This is a genomic window from Acinetobacter sp. Lyrl_1, assembly GCF_051948795.1.
GTDB lineage: Bacteria > Pseudomonadota > Gammaproteobacteria > Pseudomonadales > Moraxellaceae > Acinetobacter > Acinetobacter towneri.
Map to the genome: position 1 here is coordinate 1 of NZ_JAYJLK010000035.1, position 15065 is coordinate 15065.

Annotated in this window: 15 protein-coding genes and 1 pseudogene; 11 read left to right on the top strand and 5 right to left on the bottom strand. The window is 41.6% G+C overall.

Annotated features, from left to right (window positions below; translation table 11 throughout):
• Positions 1-127: pseudogene (locus tag VF675_RS10650) on the top strand (IS256 family transposase); the annotation flags it as partial.
• 126 nt (positions 128-253) lie between these two features.
• Here the strand turns inward: VF675_RS10650 and VF675_RS10655 are convergent.
• The gene (locus tag VF675_RS10655; protein ID WP_180008509.1) at positions 254-679 is read right to left on the bottom strand and encodes a glycine zipper 2TM domain-containing protein; all 426 of its coding nucleotides are present in this window, start codon (positions 677-679) and stop codon (positions 254-256) included.
• Positions 680-1065: 386 nt separating this feature from the next.
• On the opposite strand from VF675_RS10655, the gene prfA reads away from it, so the two are divergent.
• A complete protein-coding gene (gene prfA / locus VF675_RS10660; RefSeq protein ID WP_004973192.1) occupies positions 1066-2154 on the top strand; it encodes a peptide chain release factor 1 in 1089 nt (362 codons plus the stop codon).
• Positions 2154-2984: a peptide chain release factor N(5)-glutamine methyltransferase gene (gene prmC, locus VF675_RS10665; RefSeq protein ID WP_131260809.1), complete on the top strand. Its 831-nt coding sequence runs from the start codon at positions 2154-2156 to the stop codon at positions 2982-2984. Before prfA ends, prmC begins: the two co-directional genes overlap by 1 nt.
• Positions 2985-3098: 114 nt before the next feature.
• Here the strand turns inward: prmC and VF675_RS10670 are convergent, their stop codons facing one another.
• The 3 genes from VF675_RS10670 to VF675_RS10680 all read right to left on the bottom strand — a co-directional run bounded on the left by VF675_RS10670 (position 3099) and on the right by VF675_RS10680 (position 5851).
• Complete coding sequence (locus VF675_RS10670) at positions 3099-4010, bottom strand: bestrophin family protein (protein ID WP_004973196.1); 912 nt, start codon at positions 4008-4010, stop codon at positions 3099-3101.
• 204 nt (positions 4011-4214) lie between these two features.
• Positions 4215-4565: a hypothetical protein gene (locus VF675_RS10675; protein ID WP_104852119.1), complete on the bottom strand. Its 351-nt coding sequence runs from the start codon at positions 4563-4565 to the stop codon at positions 4215-4217.
• A 260-nt stretch (positions 4566-4825) separates the two neighbouring features.
• Entirely contained in the window at positions 4826-5851 is a 1026-nt protein-coding gene (locus VF675_RS10680) for an AraC family transcriptional regulator (RefSeq protein WP_440205210.1), read from the bottom strand.
• A 142-nt stretch (positions 5852-5993) separates the two neighbouring features.
• Here VF675_RS10680 and VF675_RS10685 point away from each other — a divergent pair, with 142 nt between their 5' ends.
• The 8 genes from VF675_RS10685 to VF675_RS10720 all read left to right on the top strand — a co-directional run bounded on the left by VF675_RS10685 (position 5994) and on the right by VF675_RS10720 (position 14121).
• Positions 5994-6764, top strand: coding sequence for a 3-hydroxyacyl-CoA dehydrogenase (locus VF675_RS10685; RefSeq protein ID WP_004973201.1), 771 nt, complete (start codon positions 5994-5996; stop codon positions 6762-6764).
• 148 nt (positions 6765-6912) lie between these two features.
• Positions 6913-8049: an acyl-CoA dehydrogenase family protein gene (locus VF675_RS10690; RefSeq protein ID WP_004973203.1), complete on the top strand. Its 1137-nt coding sequence runs from the start codon at positions 6913-6915 to the stop codon at positions 8047-8049.
• A gap of 276 nt (positions 8050-8325) precedes the next feature.
• On the top strand, positions 8326-9972 hold the full coding sequence (locus VF675_RS10695; protein WP_131260808.1) for an AMP-binding protein: 1647 nt from the start codon (positions 8326-8328) through the stop codon (positions 9970-9972).
• 255 nt (positions 9973-10227) lie between these two features.
• A complete protein-coding gene (locus tag VF675_RS10700; protein ID WP_440205211.1) occupies positions 10228-10938 on the top strand; it encodes a hypothetical protein in 711 nt (236 codons plus the stop codon).
• Positions 10939-11101: 163 nt separating this feature from the next.
• Positions 11102-11830 carry a HesA/MoeB/ThiF family protein gene (locus tag VF675_RS10705; RefSeq protein ID WP_096900943.1) on the top strand — a complete coding sequence of 243 codons (729 nt, stop codon included), beginning with the start codon at positions 11102-11104 and terminating at the stop codon, positions 11828-11830.
• A gap of 58 nt (positions 11831-11888) precedes the next feature.
• The gene (locus VF675_RS10710) at positions 11889-13187 is read left to right on the top strand and encodes an ABC1 kinase family protein (protein WP_167846465.1); all 1299 of its coding nucleotides are present in this window, start codon (positions 11889-11891) and stop codon (positions 13185-13187) included.
• Between the two features lie 159 nt (positions 13188-13346).
• Positions 13347-13727 (top strand): dihydroneopterin aldolase, encoded by a 381-nt coding sequence (gene folB / locus VF675_RS10715; protein WP_004973210.1) that lies wholly within the window; start codon positions 13347-13349, stop codon positions 13725-13727.
• The gene (locus VF675_RS10720) at positions 13684-14121 is read left to right on the top strand and encodes a 2-amino-4-hydroxy-6-hydroxymethyldihydropteridine diphosphokinase (RefSeq protein ID WP_004973211.1); all 438 of its coding nucleotides are present in this window, start codon (positions 13684-13686) and stop codon (positions 14119-14121) included. The genes folB and VF675_RS10720 overlap by 44 nt, the downstream gene beginning before the upstream one ends.
• 308 nt (positions 14122-14429) lie before the next feature.
• On the opposite strand, the gene coq7 is transcribed toward VF675_RS10720, so the two are convergent.
• Positions 14430-15065 (bottom strand): 2-polyprenyl-3-methyl-6-methoxy-1,4-benzoquinone monooxygenase, encoded by a 636-nt coding sequence (gene coq7 / locus VF675_RS10725; protein WP_004973212.1) that lies wholly within the window; start codon positions 15063-15065, stop codon positions 14430-14432.

Below are 15065 nucleotides of genomic sequence, written 5' to 3' on the forward strand. Positions count from 1 at the left end.
GAAAAAGGTGGTATATTTAGCAATTATGGCAGCAAGCAAAAAATGGACGATGCCTATTCAGAATTGGAAAGCTGCCATGAATCGCTTTAGTATCATGTTTGAAGAGCGTGTAACCAAGTATTTTTAAAACTGTATTTACACAGAATTATTTACACCCTCCGCATAGCCTAAAAAACGAATCCTATAAAAAAGCATCAAACCTGTGTTGATGCTTTTTTACCGATCTATATCATGCTTTATCTATTCTTTAGGATTAACGACGGTTGCGTTTTTTCTTCCATTTACGTTCTTGATAGCGGTCATATTCTTTATCTTTCGAGATTTTATTGCCGAGTGCTGCACCACCTGCTGCACCTAAAGCTGAACCAATATAACCACCATTGGTACCGCCCATATTTTTACCTACGGTATAACCCGCACCACCACCCAAAGCACCACCAATTGCAGATTCAGTACGATGACGTTTATTACTCGCCACTGCTGCGCCCCCTGCACCGCCTAATGCAGCGCCTAGTGTTGCACCCGTAGTACCACCCATATTTTTACCAATAGCTGTACCTGCAACACTGCCTAAAGCACTGGCTGCGGCAACGCGCGTAGTATTGTCTGCATAAACGTTGGCACTGAGCATTGAAGCTGTGGCTAAAGCTGCTGTCATTAACATTGCATTAAGTTTCATGTTGAACTCCATGTCCATTTACAGGACTTATTTATGATCAATTTTGATGGGCTCAATTTAACAAAGCGCCGCTTTTAAAATGTGGAGAGTGCAGACGAGATTGATGTGCTTTGGTGTGGGCTTTGTATGAGTTTGATTAAAATTGCTAAAAAAATGTCCAAATGCGGATGCTAATTGCGGTACTTGGTGAGTTGTACATTCACCGCAATGCACAGCATCATCAAGCAGAAATACTGCTAGAACATCTGCAGATAGGCATTTCAAACATCGTACAGACTTAATAATGATGTTATTTGGGTGGTAGAATCGGTAAACTATGCGCAATTTTTTATTTCGCTGTGCTGCGTGTTGCATGTAACAGCCTTTGCATTGAGATTTTTTAAACAATGAAAGAATCGTTACGTTTACGATTAGATCAGCTTTCTGACCGCCATGAAGAATTGACTGCTTTGTTGGCAGATGTTGAAGTGATTTCAGATAACAAGCGTTTTCGTCAATTATCACGTGAACACAGTGATTTAGACGAAATTACGGCAGTGTGGTCACAATACACACAAGCCGAAGCCGATATTGAAACAGCCGAAGCAATGTTGTCTGATCCTGACTTTAAGGAAATGGCGCAAGAAGAAATTAAAGACAATAAAGCGCTGATTCAGCAACTTGAAGCTGACTTAAATATTTTAATGATTCCAAAAGACCCGAATGATGCCAACTCGGCTTATTTGGAGATTCGCGCAGGGACAGGTGGCGATGAAGCCGCGATTTTCTCGGGTGACTTATTCCGCATGTATAGCAAATATGCCGAAAGTCAGGGCTGGAGAATCGAAATTTTATCTGAAAATGAAGGTGAACACGGCGGATATAAAGAAGTCATTTGCTTGGTGAATGGCGAAGGCGTGTATGGTCGTTTGAAGTTTGAAAGTGGTGCGCATCGTGTGCAACGTGTTCCAGCGACTGAGTCACAAGGTCGTGTGCATACATCAGCATGTACCGTTGCAATTTTACCTGAAGTAGATGTAGATACCACGGTAGATATTAACCCTGCCGATTTGCGTATCGATACCTATCGTGCTTCGGGTGCGGGTGGTCAGCACGTTAACAAAACCGACTCTGCAGTGCGTATAACCCACATTCCGACGGGTACTGTGGTGGAATGTCAGGAAGAACGTTCACAGCATAAAAACAAAGCGAAAGCGATGGCGTTGTTGGCATCACGTTTGGAAAATGCCAAACGTGCTGCAGCAGATGCCGCAACTTCAGAAATGCGTCGTGATTTGGTGGGTTCGGGTGACCGTTCTGAGCGTATTCGTACCTATAACTATCCGCAAGGACGTATGACAGATCATCGTATTAACCTGACTTTATATAAGTTGGATGCGGTGATGGAAGGTGATTTAACTGAACTACTAGATAGTCTGCATCGTGAATATCAGGCAGATCAGTTGGCGATGCTTGCTCAGCAAAACGGTGGTTAATGAATATTGCACAAGCCTTGGCGCTACGTGGTGAAGTCGATAGCTATGAGCGTCAAGAAAATATTTGGTTGTTAGAGCATTTTTTAGGACTCAGTGCGCTTGAATTAAAATATCGTGCAGATCAGGAATTGAGTGCCGCGCAAGAGCAGATGTATGTGCAGGCTTTGGCACGTATAGCAGCAGGCGAGCCTTTGGCGTATATCACAGGTTCACAGCCATTTTGGACACTGGATTTAAAAGTCACGCACGATACTTTGGTGCCACGTCCTGATACCGAGGTTTTGGTCGAAACTGTGTTGGCTTTGTCATTACAACGTGATGCTGTAATTGTCGATTTAGGCACAGGTACAGGGGCGATTGCTTTGGCTTTAGCATCTGAACGTCCAGATTGGCAGGTAACCGCAACCGATATTTACCTGCCAACACTTGCAGTTGCTCAAGAAAATGCAAGCAAGCATGCTTTAAATCAGGTGCAATTTGCCTGTGGTGCATGGTTTGAGGCATTGGGTTCAGCAGCCGAGCCACGTTTTGATTTAATTGTATCTAATCCGCCGTATATAGATGCTAATGATGCACACATGTCTGCTTTGGCAGCAGAGCCTGAACGTGCATTGGTGGCAGCAGATCAGGGTTTGGCAGATATTCTGCAGATTATTTCGCAGGGTAAGCACTGGCTGAAAGCAAATGGATGGATTGCACTAGAGCATGGCTATGACCAAGCTTTAGCAGTGCAAGCGATTTTTGCAGAACACGGTTTTTCTGACATTCGTACAGTCAAAGATTATGCAGGCAATGATCGGGTGACTTTAGCACAATGGCTTGCTGGCTGATGTGTTATATCAGTTAAAAATCTTGTGAGATCTATTTATCAGCTTGCAAACATAGACGAATGATTAGCAAAGTTTAAGTGCAAGACCAATTTATGAGCCTCAACTCAACTGATGTCAGCTTAGGTTGCCTTTCACTGCCAAAATTGCAGGTGGCAGTTCTTCGCCAAGTGAACTCAGCATTTCCCGTTCAATTAATCGCACCATGGAGTTGAGCGGTAAATCATTGTCTTGCAGGCCAAAAGGTTCTTCAAGTTGTTCGCTGAGAGCATCTAAACCTAAGAATAAATAGGCAATTAAACCCACCAAAATTGGTGTCCAGATTCCTAAACTTGCTTCTAAACTAAAAGGCAGAATAAAGCAGAAGCAATACACAGTGCGGTGCAACAAGACTGAATAAGAAAAAGGCAAGGGTGTGCTGAGAATTCGATCGCAACCTGCTTGCACATTACCCAATTCAACAATATGTTGATTCAAGCCTTGATAAATAATATCGGAAATTTCACCTGTTTTCAGTGCGCTGACTAACTCTTTTTGAATGCTTTCTAAAATAAACTGTGCGGCATTAATATGCGGAAATAATGCTTCATAATCTGCAGATGTGAGGTTGACTTTGTTTTGATAAAAATCGATAGGTTGGTTTTGATTGCGTAAACGGTTACGCAATAAATTACTAAACAACATGACCCGATACATCAAGACCCGACGCTGTTGATCTGGCAGTACGTATGAGTCACGTGAAATATGCCGTGATGTTGCAATTAACGTCCCCCACAATTTTCGACCTTCCCACCAACGTTCATAACTGGCGTTATTTCTAAAACTGAGGAAAATAGACAAAATAATACCGAAAATGGTAAAGCCAATGGCTGGTACGCTCGGCACTTGAAAAAAGTGGTGAGAAGACAAATACACTAAGACCGTAGAAAGGAAGACCACAATTGCAAGTGCAGGTAAGACCGTGGGTAAAATTGTCCCATACCATGCAAACAGTAGGGTAAAACTGTTGTTTTTATTGCGAATAATCATCTTGATGCATCCTTGAAGCTGTCCTTAGTGTTTCATAGACAAACAACGCTTGGCAAGATGATAGCTAGCTTTTGATTTAAAAAAGCAGCAAGCGGCTTAAAGTCAATTTTTCTTATTTATTATTGCAACAGCCAATAAAAAAGTGATGCCATGAAGACATCACTTTTTAAATACTTTCAGCAACTGAATGCTCAAAGTTTTAGCTTACATCGGGTAATCTTGCAAACAGTCTGGAATTTCAACTTGTGCCAAACTGTCTGTTTCTAAAGCTAAACATAGTGCAACAATTTTAGCGGTATCGCACAGGTGTTCATCTTTGAGTGCTAAACCTGCTTGTAAAGATTGTAAATCTTCTTGGCAAATATCTAGGGCTTGCGCTGCTTCAAGTGCATCTTCACGTTTGAAAAACGCAGACATGACATTGCGTAACTGTTCTTCTGAGGTATTTAGAATACTTTGATTGAGTAATTCATCTAATTGGTCAGAAGCTTGGTTGAGGGAGTGAGAGAAATTTTGAACTAGATTGTGTTCAAGTACATCCATCATCTTAAGCATGGGGAAACCTCCAAAGATGCTCGTACATTTAATATTACAGGGGGAGTATGACAGCCGAATTGCATAAAATTTATGCTTTAAATTGATTGAAAAGTAAACTAAATTTAATACTTTGACAATGCTGTGCCGATGAACGACCAGTTCACTGCTAAACCTTGAAATCACAGCTTTGATTTTTCTTTTATAATTAAGTTGTTTGTAAAATATACAAGATAGTGGCTGAGTAGTAGGTGATAAGTCACGCAATTATGAGCGTTCAGTTATGTGCTTTCAGTATATTGTCGATATGCCCCAGGATTGACCCCTGTCCATTTTTTAAAGGCACGATGAAAAGCACTAGGATCATGGAAATTTAATTGATCGCTAATCTCTTGAAGTGATTGTTGGGTTTTGCTCAACAATTCGATTGCCGTATCTCGACGGATTTCATTTTTTAATTGCTGATAGCTGGTGCCTTCCTGCTTTAAACGCCGTTGGAACGTCGCTTCAGACATATTGAAATGTTGGGTTAATTCATTCAGTTCTAACCACTCACTCGGCGGCAATTGCATTAATTGTTTACGGATTTTATGACTCAGCGCATGTGGGTTTTTATAACGCACCAAAAGGTTAAAAGGTGTTTGTTTTAAAAAGCGTTTCCAACTTTTTTTATCCTGCTTGATTTTTAAATCAAGATGTTTTGCCTCAAAATAAATCGTATGCGCTGTACACGCATATTCAATTTCATCACAGAAACGGACACGATAATCAGCATCATCCTGCGGGGCAGCACATTTGAGTTGCATGTTTAAAATAGCGATACGTTGTCCTGTCAGCCAGCACATCAAGCCATGAATCAGCATTAAATAAGTGGCATAACTAAACATCGGTTTCACTTGATCTTTATCGTGAATGGTTAAGATTGCATATTCACCATCTACGTTTAATTCACCTGAAAAATCATCCAGTATTAAATTAAAGAAATTTAAAATGTCCTGTAATGCGGCCTTTAAATGCTCTGCTTGGTACACCCATTTAGACAAGAGTTGATAACTGCCACGACGCATAGCATGGCTGTCCATGCCAAAAAATTCATCGTTCATGGCATCTGCCAGTGCAATCCACAATTGACCATATTGCAGAATTGACACCCTCGCTTTGTTGGAATGTAACAGCTCTGCAGGAATACCCGCCGTCTGCAAAATCGCATGCGTATCCATACCGCGTTGCTGTGCAGTATGCAAAGCTTCATGGACTAAAGCAATTGAAATTGTACCTTTGCTGTAAGTGAGCTGAGTTGCATTCATGGGATGGCGTGGTATTCCATTTACAAGTTGAGTGTTCAAATACATCATAGTCGATGCAGGGTTTGGAAATTGTACTCTAGCTTGAGTGTGATTAATCTGCTTCTTAAGTTGTATCAACCTGAAAATTTATAAGGAAAATAAAATGAAAATTCAAGGAAAAGTCTGTGTGGTCACGGGTGGTGCATCGGGTTTAGGCGCTGCGACTGCACAACATTTAGTTGCGCAAGGTGCAAAAGTTATTTTGGTTGATATGAATCAAGAACTTGGGCAGCAGCTTCAACAGCAATTGGGCGAAAATGCAGACTTCGTAGCTGTAGACGTGACCGATGAAAACCAAGTACAGCAGCTTTTTAACCATATTGAGCAAAAATACGGACAGTTAAATGGCTTGGTGAATTGTGCAGGCATTGCACCGTCTGCCAAAGTCTTGGGACGTGATGGTTTGCATGATTTGGCAATGTTCCAAAAAGTGCTGAATATTAATGTCACGGGCAGTTTTAATATGATCCGTTTTGCGGCACAACTGATGGCGAAATATGACTTAGCCGCCGATGAAGAAGAGCGTGGTGTGATTGTGAATACTGCTTCGGTTGCAGCATTTGATGGGCAGATTGGACAAAGTGCGTATTCTGCATCGAAAGGTGCAATTGTGGGGATGACGCTGCCTTTGGCACGTGAATTGGCACGTGAAGCCATTCGGGTGATGACGATTGCCCCCGGTATTATGGAAACCCCGATGCTGAAAGCATTTCCACAGCATGTGCAAGATGCTTTAGGGCAAATGGTGCCATTTCCACCACGTTTGGCAAAGCCTGAAGAATTTGCGCAATTGGTGGGTCATATTTTTGAAAATGGTTATTTAAACGGTGAAGTGATTCGTTTGGATGGCGCAATTCGTATGCAACCGAAATAAGTTATGACGATGCTACCTCCATAAAATAGCCTAAGCAAAAATTCAAGTATTGAAAAACTGGATACTAAAAAACCGTTGCAATACAGCACAAGGATGTTGCGCGCATTCCTGACAAAAACAACATCTACCATATACACAGAGGGTCACCATGATTTTAAGCCATGAACAAAAAATGATTCAGGATATGCTGCGCAGTTATGCACAGGAAAAGCTTAAACCAACTGCAGCAGCACGTGATAAAACTGCTGAATTCCCTGCAAAGGAGTTAAAGGAACTAGGTGAGCTAGGTGCTTTGGGCATGACCGTTGCAGAAGAATGGGGCGGTGCAGGTTTAGATTATGTATCTCTCGTTTTAGCCTTAGAAGAAATTGCTGCGGGTGATGGTGCAATTTCAACGATTGTGAGTGTGCAAAACTCATTGCCATGCGGAATTACACAACGCTACGGCACAGAGGCGCAAAAACAAAAATATTTAACTAAACTGGCAACAGGCGAATGGTTAGGCTGCTTTTGTTTAACTGAACCACAAGTCGGCTCTGATGCCAGCGCGATTGAATGTAAAGCTGAAAAAGATGGCGAGGATTGGGTTTTAAATGGCACCAAGCAGTTTATCACCACAGGCAAATATGCAGATGTTGCTTTAGTTTTTGCTGTAACGGACAAAACTGCGGGTAAAAAAGGCATTTCCTGCTTTTTAGTCCCGACGAACACACCAGGTTATATCGTGGCACGTTTAGAAGACAAAATGGGACAGCACTGTTCCGATACCGCCACCATCGTGTTGGAAAACTGCCGTATTCCTGCAGAAAACCTATTGGGGCAAGAAGGTGAAGGCTACAAAATTGCACTCTCTAATTTAGAGTCGGGGCGTATTGGTATTGCCGCGCAATCGGTGGGTATGGCGCGAGCAGCTTTAGATGCAGCCGTGGACTATGCCAATGAGCGTAAAGCTTTTGGAGTTGAAATTGTGCAACATCAGGCAGTCGCGTTTCGCTTGGCAGATATGGCAACACAGATTGAAGCTGCACGACAGCTTATTCTACATGCCGCAAGCCTCAAAGATGCAGGCTTACCGTGTTTAAAAGAAGCATCTATGGCCAAGCTTTTTGCTTCAACCATGGCAGAGCGTGTGTGTTCAGATGCGATTCAAATACATGGGGGCTATGGCTATGTATCTGATTTCCCAGTTGAACGTATTTACCGCGATGTGCGCGTTAGCCAAATTTATGAAGGTGCATCCGATATTCAGCGTTTGGTGATTGCACGTGAAGTGACTAAGCGTTAAAGCTGAGTATCTAAAACTTTAGTCGGTGTCCAAAGCTTGCAAGGTTATTGCAGGATGTGGAAATTGAGAAAATGTTCAAATCATGTTTAGCTAACTTGATTGAAAAATACGCGAAGATCATGTCGTGATTGCGTTGCATGATCGACTTCAACACAGCAAACCTAATTTAAATTTTAAAGAGCGATTCAATCCTAACTTGTAAAAACGGTTAAAACAATAACGCATATTGCTGCAAATGAATTGCAGTGTCATCAGTTTAAGACGGAGCTTAAAAGAATGAAAACTTTGCAAGAGGCATATCAACAGTTTGATATTGAGCAACTGATTCAAACCCAATTGGCAGGAACGCCAACGGCACTTAATGCCTATGAAGAATGTTGCGGACGCTATACGGGTACTCAACAAACTGCCTTAATTTGGGAAGGCAAACACGGTCAAACTGCATCGTGGACATTTGATCAACTGGCAGAAGCATCTGGAAAATTGGCAAATTATTTTACTCAACTGGGCTTAAAAGCAGGTGATTGTATTGCAGGATTATTGCCGCGTACGCCTGAATTGTTAATTACGGTTTTTGCCACATGGCGCATTGGGGCAGTGTATCAGCCTTTATTTACAGCCTTTGAATCTAAAGCGATTGAGCACCGTATTCAAACTGCAAAGACGCAGCTCATTGTGACCAATACTGAGCAGCGTCCAAAACTAAATGCCTTGTCTAATGTGAAAATTTTAACTGTGGACGCAGCAAATCAAGCTCAAAACCATGATACAGATTTTTGGCAAGTTCTAAGCACTCAAGACACTTACTTTGAAACCGTGTATCGCAGTTTTGAAGATGATTTTCTGATGATGTTTACATCAGGCACTACGGGTTTAGCTAAATCTGTACCTGTGCCTTTAAAAGCCATTGTGGCATTTAAAGGTTATATGCAGCATGCAGTCGATTTAAGAGCAGAAGATTCATTTTGGAATTTAGCCGACCCTGGTTGGGCTTATGGCTTGTATTACGGTATTACAGGGCCACTGAGTTTGGGGCATAGCATTATTATGGATGAACGTCCATTTAGTGTTGATCATGCACTGGAAATTATCCGTAAATATCAGGTGAGTAATTTAACAGGTTCACCAACCGCATTTAGAATGTTCTTTGGTTTTAAAGAAAAGTTTGATGGTGATATTCAACGACATCTGCGTGTGGTTAGCAGTGCAGGCGAGCCGCTCACACCAGAAGTGATTCATTGGTTTAAGCATGATTTACAAGTTAATATTTATGATCAATATGGACAAACCGAATTGGGGATGGTGATTGCCAATCATCATGCACTGGAACATCAGAAAAAAGTAGGTTCTGCGGGTTATGCTATTCCCGGACATCGTTTCGCGGTTTTAAATGCACAGCATCAGGAAGTCGCTCACGGCGAAATTGGCACACTTGCACTGGATGAATCACAATCGCCTTTAATGTGGTTCAAAGGTTACGATGGGGATGACCGTAAATCATTTGTGGGACAGTATTATTTAACGGGTGATACGGTACGTTTAAATGAATTTGGTGGGATTGATTTTATTGGTCGTGCAGACGATGTCATTACAACTTCGGGTTATCGTGTCGGGCCTTTTGATGTAGAAAGTACTTTGCTTGAATGTGAGGAAGTGCTTGAATCCGCAGTAATTGGTAAGCCAGACCCAGAGCGTACAGAAGTGGTAAAAGCCTTTGTGGTGTTAAAAAATCAATATCAACCAAGCACTGCATTGCAGGAAAAGCTGCAACAGTATGTGCGTTCACGCTTATCGAAACATGCCTATCCTAAAGAAATTGAATTTGTCAGCAGTTTGCCTAAAACATCCAGTGGAAAAATTCAGCGTAATTTATTGAAGCAACAAGAAATTGCAAAACAAAATGCTTTTAAAAAAGTGAGCTAAATTCAGCCAATAGGCCCTGTTAATTATTGCGCCATAAGAAAAACGCCATTCATACAGATTGGCGTTTTTTTAAATCTGTATTCTTTATTTAAACCACCCGATTATGCAAGCACGAACTCAATCGATAGAAAATGTGTGCATCATATTGGTGATGTGATATTTTCAACTTTATGCTGACACAATGAACAAGGCTGCATGTACTTCGATTACGATAAAAGCATGTAGGCAGCGCAATACATATTGGGGGAGAACATCATGGTAACAGCTCATTTAAATTTCACGCAGCCGTCAAAGCGGATATTTACGAAGTCGATATGGATGGGCGCAGCTTTACTGTTGTGTGCCTCTGGCAGTTATGCACAAAACTGGAACCCAGCGCCAACTGCTGAAAGTACAGCCTATTCCAGCTATCCAGCAGCAAAAACGCCACAAAAAAATTATGCAGTCTTTGCCGAATACGCCAATTTTGAAGCAGATTTTGACAGTGGCGATACAGTAGAACTAGATGGTTTTGCTTTGGGTGTTTCCACCACGCCACATCGCTCAGGTTTTTATGGCAGATTGGAATTCTTAAAAAACAATGAATACGATTTGGATTATTATGAATTCAATATGGGCGGGAATTTAAACCTGATCAGCTATCATGGTTTTTATTTCAATACATACGCAGGTCTAGGTTATAGCGGCGCAAGTTCAAAGCTGCTTGCCAATGATGTCAATTTTGTCACTTTACCTGTGGGCGTAGAAGTCGGTTTGAACTTTGTTCCTGATTTCTCGATTTACGCCACTGCCAGTTATAAATGGTTATATGACAGCACCTCGAATACCACCTGTAAAGATGGGACAACCTCAGACAAAGTCGGGAATACGGCATGTTACTGGAATGGTGGAATTGCCTATTATAATGAATATATAGGCGATGCCGATGGCGTTACTTATAACGTAGGCATGCGGATGCACTTTTAAGCAAGTCGTTGCACATCTCCATCTGTTCAAATACGCAACAATTCAACCGCCGTCATGGCGGTTTGCTTTGAATACCCGTTATACTTGGCGTTTTGGTTTTGCAGAATAGGGCATTTTCTTGGAAAGCATATTCGATACTCAGTTGGAATTGAGCGATGCAGAAATGCATCTATATAGCCGACAAATTTTATTGGATGGCTGGGATATTGAAGCCCAAGAAAAATTAAAACTGGCCAACGTACTTGTTGTGGGGTGTGGCGGGATTGGCTGTTTAAGCGCAGAATTACTTGCACGTGCAGGCGTGGGAAAAATCACTCTGATTGATGCTGATGTGATTGAAACCAGTAATTTGCAACGACAAATCGCCTATACCCCCGCAGATTTAGGCTTTTATAAGGCCGAAATTCTCGCAAAAAGATTAATGCAAATTAATCCTTATATCGAGATTGTTTGTTTAACCACGCTGTTAGATGCGCAAAATGCAGGCACTTTAGTTGCCCAACAAGACCTAGTTTTAGATGGTTGTGATAATTTCAGTACCCGATATTTGGTCAATCAATATTGCCGACAATTGAATGTACCTTTACTCAGTGCCTCTGCCATTGGTTTTCAAGGGCAAATGTTCATGGTCGAAGGTGATTCTGCTTGCTATGAATGTCTGTTCCCGAAAGAACAACATGCCAATGAAAGTTTGCGCTGCGCTGACAGTGGCGTATTGGCAACCACTCCCAACGTCATGGCCAGTTTACAAGCGCATCATGCCTTATTGTACTTGGGTTTAGGCAACACCGCGCTGAAACAAAAGCTATTACTTTGGGATGGTTTAAGCATGAAACAACGCTTATTGTCGTTTGATCAAGACCACAACTGTCCAGTTTGTCAGGCAAGATAGCCTTTTTACTTGGCAATTTTTTGATAAACTCACACTACTTTAATATGACTCAGACATGATGAAAAATAATATCTGGTTAGATGGTTTACGTTCAGTTGCTCGCATGGGTGAAACTGCCGTAGTGGCAGCCAAAGCAGGCATTAAATATGCAACTGAAAAGCCAAGTAATGCCAAACTCATGCGCGAAACATTTGAATCTTTAGGTTCAACCTACATTAAACTTGGGCAGTTTATTGCCAGTACGCCGTCATTGTTCCCACGTGAATATGTAGAAGAATTTCAAGGTTGTTTAGACCAAACCCCAACTTTACCGTTTAGCTATGTGCAGCAAGTATTGGCATCTGAATTTGCAGGGCGCAATTTAGATGAAATATTTGCCTCAATAGATGAAAAGCCTCTAGCTTCAGCATCTATTGCACAAGTACACGCTGCAAAATTGGTGAGTGGCGAAGATGTGGTGATTAAAGTGCAAAAACCGGGTGTAGAAACTATTCTCTATACCGATTTAAACGTCTTGCACTGGGCGACTAAACTGCTCGAAAAAGCAGTACCTAAAGTCAAATTTGCGTCATTGGCCGATATTGTCGAAGAAATCAAAACTCGTATGGTGCGTGAAGTCGACTTTATTGAAGAAGCGCGTAACCTAGATGATTTTATTAATTATCTGAATTTGACCCAAAACAAAAAAGCCACTGCACCTAAGGTCTATCATCAATATTCCACCCGTCGCGTATTGACCATGCAGCGTTTGTATGGCGTACCTTTGACCGATTTTGACGTGGTGAAACAAGTATCTAACGACCCATCGCAAGTATTGATTACTGCCATGAATACATGGTTTGGTAGCTTGATGATGTGTAACAGTTTCCATGCCGATTTACACGCAGGCAACCTGATGTTACTTGAAGATGGACGTGTCGGCTTTATTGATTTTGGTATTGTCGGACAGCTAAATCCTGAAGTGTGGACTGCTTGTATGGCCTTTATGGATGCCTTGCAAAATACCAACTACACGCTTATGGCTGAAAATATGCTCAAAATGGGCATGACCGACAAGCAAATTGATACTCAGGTTTTGGCAGCAGATTTAGAGCGTTTATTTAGTGGCGTATTGCTGGCCGATCCTCAAGAGTTGCTGACTTCTAACCCTGCCGATTTAAATGACATTATGCTCGATATGGTTGCTGTGGGTGAGCGTCATGGGATTCGTTTCCCGCGTGACTTTGCTTTACTGTTCAAGCAAATGCTGTACTTTGACCGTTTCATGCGCGTTTTAGCACCTTATACCGATATTTATGCCGATCAACGATTGCAGATGGTACAAAGCATTGATCCGAATTTGTTGTTAAAGCATTAATTATCCATATTGGTCGAATCAAGCTTTCTGGTTGCATATTTTAAAGCCACCAATCTTTTTTATAAGTTTTACGTGGCTTTAAAATACGGCAAATATCCCTTTCAATAGAAGGGGATAGAAGGAGATAGAAGGATTTTAAATGAAATATAGAGTGTGGTCATGGATGCAATTATCATTGAAGGCTTAAAGGTAGAAACAGTCGTCGGCTGTTTTGCATGGGAGCGTCAGATTCAACAACCGCTTATGTTGGATTTGATTATTGCCACCAATTTAAGCCAAGCTGCAGCTTCAGATGAGTTGCAAGACACGCTCAATTATGCAGAAATTTGCAGCATTTCAGCGCAAGTGATTCAGCAGGCTGCGCCCAAATTGATTGAGCATGCCGCACAATTGGTATTGGATGCACTTTTTACGACTTTTGCCGCCATTGAATCCATTACCATCACCATTCGCAAACCTGCCATTATTCCAGAAGCCAATTCTGTAGGAATTCGTCTTGAACGCCACCGAAACGATTTTTGCCCTCGCTCTGGCGAGTAACTGCGAAGCACCGCGTCAGTTTAAAAATGCCTATCAGCAAATTGCTGCATTGGGTGAAGTGCATTTTTCGCACATTTATCTGATTCCATGCCGTGATGGAATTGGTGCAGACTATTGGAATTCTGCTTGTTTGCTAAAAAGCCGTTTAAGCTTTGAGCATCTAAACGTCATCCTTAAGGAATTGGAAGTTGCAGCAGGGCGTGTGCGCCCATCGCATGATATTCCGCTGGATATTGATATTATTGCGTGGGGTGAAAATTTAGCTCAAATGCAATTCAATCCGAAAAAAATGCCACTTGCTTTAGATGTTAAAATTCCAATGTGGGATATTTGGCAAGATGAGGCTTTTGTGCATTCTGCGCATGACTATCCCATTGTGAGTTGTGAAGAATAAATCAGCCCATAAAAGGGGTAGATTCGTACTACACATCTTTAAATTTTGGCTGTGATCTCGTTTCGGTTAACATCACCGTGTCATATCTTTCTGATATATTTGTATGAAAAACCATCAAAAACAATATTTTTCTGTATTTATACGGCTTTGCACTTAAAAAATATCCACAAAATCTGCGGATAAATCTTGGGATAACTCAAGATCGGCTCTTTCTCTGTTATTTTTTGATCGTTTTAATCGAGATGTTTTCTATTCCAATGACATAAAAAAACGCCCACAATTGTGAGCGTTTAAGTGTTATCAATTCATTAAATATAATAACTGGTCTTGGTCATGAGCTTGGAAATCGCAGTCATGGTCAAACGTACAGGTACAGGCAAATCTACACCACCTGCTTTGAGCGCCGTATCGCGATGATGCAATTCATCTTCATTCATTTGGACTAGAATTTTACGTGAACGATCATCTTGTTCAGGCAATTGGCTAATATGATGTTCTAAATGCAAGCTGACTTGACGTTCAGTTTCTGCCACAAAACCCAAACTGTATTTATCGCCCGCAATACCTGCAATTGCACCCATCCCAAAAGACAAGCCATACCATACAGGATTAAGCAAACTGGTGTGACTGTCTAACTCTTTTAAGCGGTCTTCGCACCACGCCAAATGGTCTTGTTCTTCAATTGCAGCCTGTTCCATTTCACGACGTACATTGGGCAATTTCGCAGTTAAAGCCTGACCGTGATATAAGGCTTGTGCACAGACTTCACCACTATGGTTTACTCGCATTAAGCCTGCAACATGACGTGCTTCACTCACAGCCAATTTGGTTTCAACCGTATTGCCTGGGTTTTCACGTTGAGCCGAAGTTGTGCCAGGTACTAAACTACGTAAGGCTTGGTCAAATGAATGAATAAACTTGTCGATGCCTGTGTAATGACGCAT